The following is a 4256-nucleotide window of genomic DNA, read 5'->3' as shown; positions in this document are numbered from 1 at the left end:
CCCCCCCCCCCCCCCCCCCGGGGGGCGCCCCCCCCCCCCCGACCGGCGGCCCTCCACCCCTCACCCGGGGTGGGGGCCGCCGCTTTGTGCGAGCGCGACGGCTATGACGTCCGGCGCTCGATCCCGTCCAGCAGCAGGCCCAGGCCCACCTCGAACCCGCGGTCGTCGAGCTCCGTCGCGCCGCCGCCCCGGGCCAGGGAGCCGTCCAGGGCGTCCGCGAGCGCCGGGTACTGCGGCCGGTAGGCGGCCGGCTCCCGGGTGAAGCCCGCGGCGAAGGTCTCCATCGCGGAGCCGAGCACCAGGTAGTCCACCGCCGCGGCGACCTCGGCGGCGTCGGCGGGTGCGAGGCCCGCCCGGCCGAGCAGGGCGAGCAGCGCGTCGTAGCCGGTCAGCGCGCTGTCGGCCTCCACCCGCCGGCGGGCCAGCAGGGCGAGGGCGTTCGGGTGCCGCCGGAAGACCGCGCGGTAGCCGCGCGCGTACCCCGCGAGGCCGGCCCGCCAGTCGGGGTCGCCCAGCGGCCCGTGGTCGATCTCGTCGTTGACCAGCCCCGAGACGGCGTCGACCAGCGCGTCCTTGCTCGGCACGTGGTTGTAGAGCGACGCCGCCTTGACCCCGAGCCGCTCCGCGAGCGCCCGCATGGTCAGCCCGTCGGGGCCCTTCTCGTCCACCACCTGGAGCGCGGCGCGCGCGATCCCCTCGCGGGTCAGCAGTGCCCTGCTCGGTCGGCCCACCGAAATCCCCTCTTCCGCTCTCCGTGTCCGGGGGCTATCGTGCCAGACCGACAGCAGTTGCTAACAAAGTTAGTTTTATCGAGAGGGCGCAGCCAGTGGCCGAGAACACCCCCACCGTCGCCACCGACGCCGCCGAGACCGCTGCCGCCACCGACTCCGACCGGCTGGCCGCGCTCGGCTACCAGCAGGAGCTACGGCGCAGCCTGACCGTGCTCGGCAACATCTCCATGGGCTTCGCCGTCGTGTCCCCGGTCGTCGGGCTGTACGCCGCCGTCCAGGTCGGCATGAGCGTCGCGGGCGGCGCCTGGGTCTGGGCCCTGCCGCTGTGCCTGCTCGGGCAGTGCCTGGTCGTGGCCGTCTACGCCGAGCTCGCCTCGCAGTGGCCGCTGGCCGGCGGCGCCTACCAATGGAGCAGACGCCTGTCCAGACCGGCGGTCGCCTGGCTGAGCGGCTGGCTGTGGCAGTTCGCCGTGATGTTCGGCAACACCACCGTCGCCTACCTCGCCTCGCCCTGGCTCTTCGCGCTCTTCGGCACCGTCCCGACCCCCGCCGAGCAGGTCCTCGTCGCGGTCGGCTTCATGCTCGGCTGCGCCCTGGTCAACGCCTACGGCATCAACCTGCTGCGCCGGTTCGTCAGCCTGGGCATCGCCGCCGAGGCGGTCGCCTCCGTGCTGGTCGGCCTCACCCTGCTGCTGGTCTTCCGGCAGCACGGGTTCTCCCTGCTCACCGACTTCCTCGACGCCCCGAAGGGGCTGGGCGTCAGCGACACCGGCGCCCTGCTCGCCGCCGTGGCCGTCGCCGGCTGGGCCTTCATCGGTTTCGACGCCTGCGTGTCCACCGCCGAGGAGACCAAGGACGCCGCCCGGCAGGTGCCCCGGGCGATGTGGTGGTCGCTGCTCAGCGTCGGGCTCGTCGTCGTCCTCAACGCCGTCTCGGTCGAGCTCGCCCACCCGGACCCCGCCGACGTCGTCGCCGTCAAGGACCTCGACCCCGTCACCACCGCCGTCACCCACGCCTTCGGCAGCTGGGCCGACAAGCCCTTCGTCCTCGTCGTCCTGATCAGCTTCACCGCCTGCCTGATGGCCTCCCAGGGCGGCGCCGCCCGCGGCCTCTACTCGCTCGCCCGTGACGACGTCTTCCCGTTCTCCCGGCAGGTCCGCAAGGTCAACCGGCACAAGGCGCCGATCGGCGGCCTGGTCGCCGCCACGGTGGTCAGCGCCGCCGCCCTGCCCCTGGGCCTGAGCACCTCGGCCATCGGCAGCCTGATCACCTTCGGCAGCGCCGCCACCTTCGTGCCGTTCTTCCTGCTCACCGTGGTCGCCCTGACCGCCCGCCTGCGCGGCACCTGGAAGCCCGCCGGGGCCGTCGGCTACGGTCGCCTCGGCACCCCGCTCAACGTCCTCGCGGTGCTGTGGACCGGCTTCGAGGTGGTCAACATCTGCTGGCCGCGCGCCATCCTCGCACCGGCCGGAGCGCCGTGGTACCAGATCTGGGCGGCACCGCTCGGCGTCGGCACCGTCACCCTCGCCGGCCTCGGCTACCTGCTCGCGCGCCGCCCCGACCGCCGGATGCCCGACCCGGGCCAGGACCGCCCGCACAGCGACGAACTCGCCCCCGCCGTCGTGTAGTCGACCCACCCGCTCCACCGGCACGGCGCCCCGACCTTCCGCTTCCGACTCTCCGCTTCCGACTCTCCGCTTCCGACCTTCCGCTTCCGACGCAAGACCGAACACCCCTGGAGGAACCCGCATGACCCACCCCTTCGACGTCGTCGAGACGGGCATCGCCGACCTGCGCGCCGCGCTGGAGAAGGGCGAGACCACCTCGGTCGGCCTGCTCGACGCCTACCTCGCCCGGATCGAGGCCTACGACCGGCCCGGCACCGGCACCGCGCTCAACGCGCTCGTCGTGATGAACCCGGAGGCCCGCGCCGAGGCCGAGGCCTCCGACGCCCGCCGCGCCCAGGGCCGCACCCTCGGCCCGCTCGACGGCATCCCGTACACCGCCAAGGACAGCTACCTCGCCAAGGGCCTGACCGCCGCCGCCGGTTCGCCGGCCTTCGAGCACCTCGTCGCCCAGCGCGACGCCTTCGCGATCGAGCGGCTGCGCGCCGCCGGCGCCGTGCTCATCGGCCTGACCAACATGCCGCCGATGGCGAACGGCGGGATGCAGCGCGGCGTCTACGGCCGGGCCGAGAGCCCGTACAGCGCCGACTGGCTGACCAGCGCGTACGGCTCCGGCTCCTCGAACGGCTCGGGCACCGCCACGGCGGCCTCGTTCGGCGCCTTCGGCCTCGGCGAGGAGACCTGGTCCTCGGGCCGGGCGCCCGCCTCGTACAATGCCCTGTGCGCCTACACCCCCAGCCGCGGCGTGATCTCGGTGCGCGGCAACTGGCCGCTGGTGCCGACCATGGACGTCGTGGTCCCGCACACCCGCACCATGGCCGACCTGCTCGAACTGCTCGACGTCGTCGTCGCCGACGACGCGGAGACCCGCGGCGACCTGTGGCGCTCCCAGCCCTGGATCCAGCTGCCCGCGGCCTCCGAGGTCCGCCCCGACTCCTACCCCGCGCTGGCCCCGGCCGACGCGGCGGCGGCCGGGGCGACCCTCGCCGGCCGGCGCGTCGGCGTGCCCCGGATGTACATCAACGCCGACCCCGAGGCCGGCACCAACCCCGAGGGCGGCATCGGCGGCCAGACCGGGCAGCGGATCGACACCCGCGCCTCGGTCATCGCCCTGTGGCAGGCCGCCCGCCGCGACCTGGAGGCGGCCGGCGCCGAGGTCGTCGAGGTCGACTTCCCGGTGGTGACCAACTACGAGGCCGACCGCCCCGGCGCGCCCTCGCTGTTCACCCGCGGTCTGGTCGGCCGGGACTACCTCACCGTCGAGATCGAGGACCTGTCCGCCTGGTCCTGGGACGACTTCCTGCGCGCGAACGGGGACCCGGCGCTCGCCACCCTGACCGAGGTCGACGGAAGCCGCATCTTCCCCAAGCACGAGGGCGAACTCCCCGACCGCTACGCCGGTTTCGACGACACCGTCGGCGACTACCCGCGCTTCGTGCGCGAGCGCCCGTACGCCTCCCTCACCGACATCCCGCTGCTGGAGGCGGGCCTGCGCGGCCTGGAGGAGACCCGCCGGGTCGACCTGGAGGTCTGGATGGACGAACTCGGCCTGGACGCCGTGGTCTTCCCCGCCGTCGCCGACGTCGGCCCGGCCGACATGGACGTGGCCGAGGCCTCCGCCGACCTCGGCTGGCGCAACGGCGTCTGGGTCGCCAACGGCAACCTCGTGCCGCGCCACCTCGGCATTCCGACCGTGACCGTGCCGATGGGCACCATGGCCGACATCGGCATGCCGGTGGGGCTCACCTTCGCGGGCCGCGCCTACGACGACACCGCGCTCCTGCGGCTCGCCGCCGCCTTCGAGGCGACCGGGCAGCGCCGCACGGAGCCCTCGCGCACCCCGAGGCTCCCCGCCAACGGACGGACCGGGGCGGCCCGGCCGGGAGCACCCCTCCCGGCC

Annotated in this window: 3 protein-coding genes; 2 read left to right on the top strand and 1 reads right to left on the bottom strand. The window is 74.5% G+C overall.

All coding sequences use genetic code 11. The features are described from left to right. Positions 1 to 101 precede the first annotated feature (101 nt). Positions 102 to 731 (bottom strand): TetR/AcrR family transcriptional regulator, encoded by a 630-nt coding sequence (locus ACFXPX_RS37000; RefSeq protein WP_380523342.1) that lies wholly within the window; start codon positions 729 to 731, stop codon positions 102 to 104. 95 nt (positions 732 to 826) lie between these two features. Here ACFXPX_RS37000 and ACFXPX_RS36995 point away from each other — a divergent pair, with 95 nt between their 5' ends. Beyond that, positions 827 to 2359, top strand: coding sequence for an APC family permease (locus ACFXPX_RS36995; protein ID WP_380523343.1), 1533 nt, complete (start codon positions 827 to 829; stop codon positions 2357 to 2359). Positions 2360 to 2480: 121 nt separating this feature from the next. Then, positions 2481 to 4256: amidase (locus ACFXPX_RS36990; RefSeq protein WP_380644610.1), on the top strand; the 1776-nt coding region annotated here is incomplete at its 3' end.

Origin of the sequence: Kitasatospora sp. NPDC059146 (assembly GCF_042786665.1) — a bacterium.
In the GTDB taxonomy this organism is placed as follows: Bacteria; Actinomycetota; Actinomycetes; order Streptomycetales; family Streptomycetaceae; genus Kitasatospora.
This window is presented reverse-complemented; position numbering and strand designations above follow the sequence as displayed.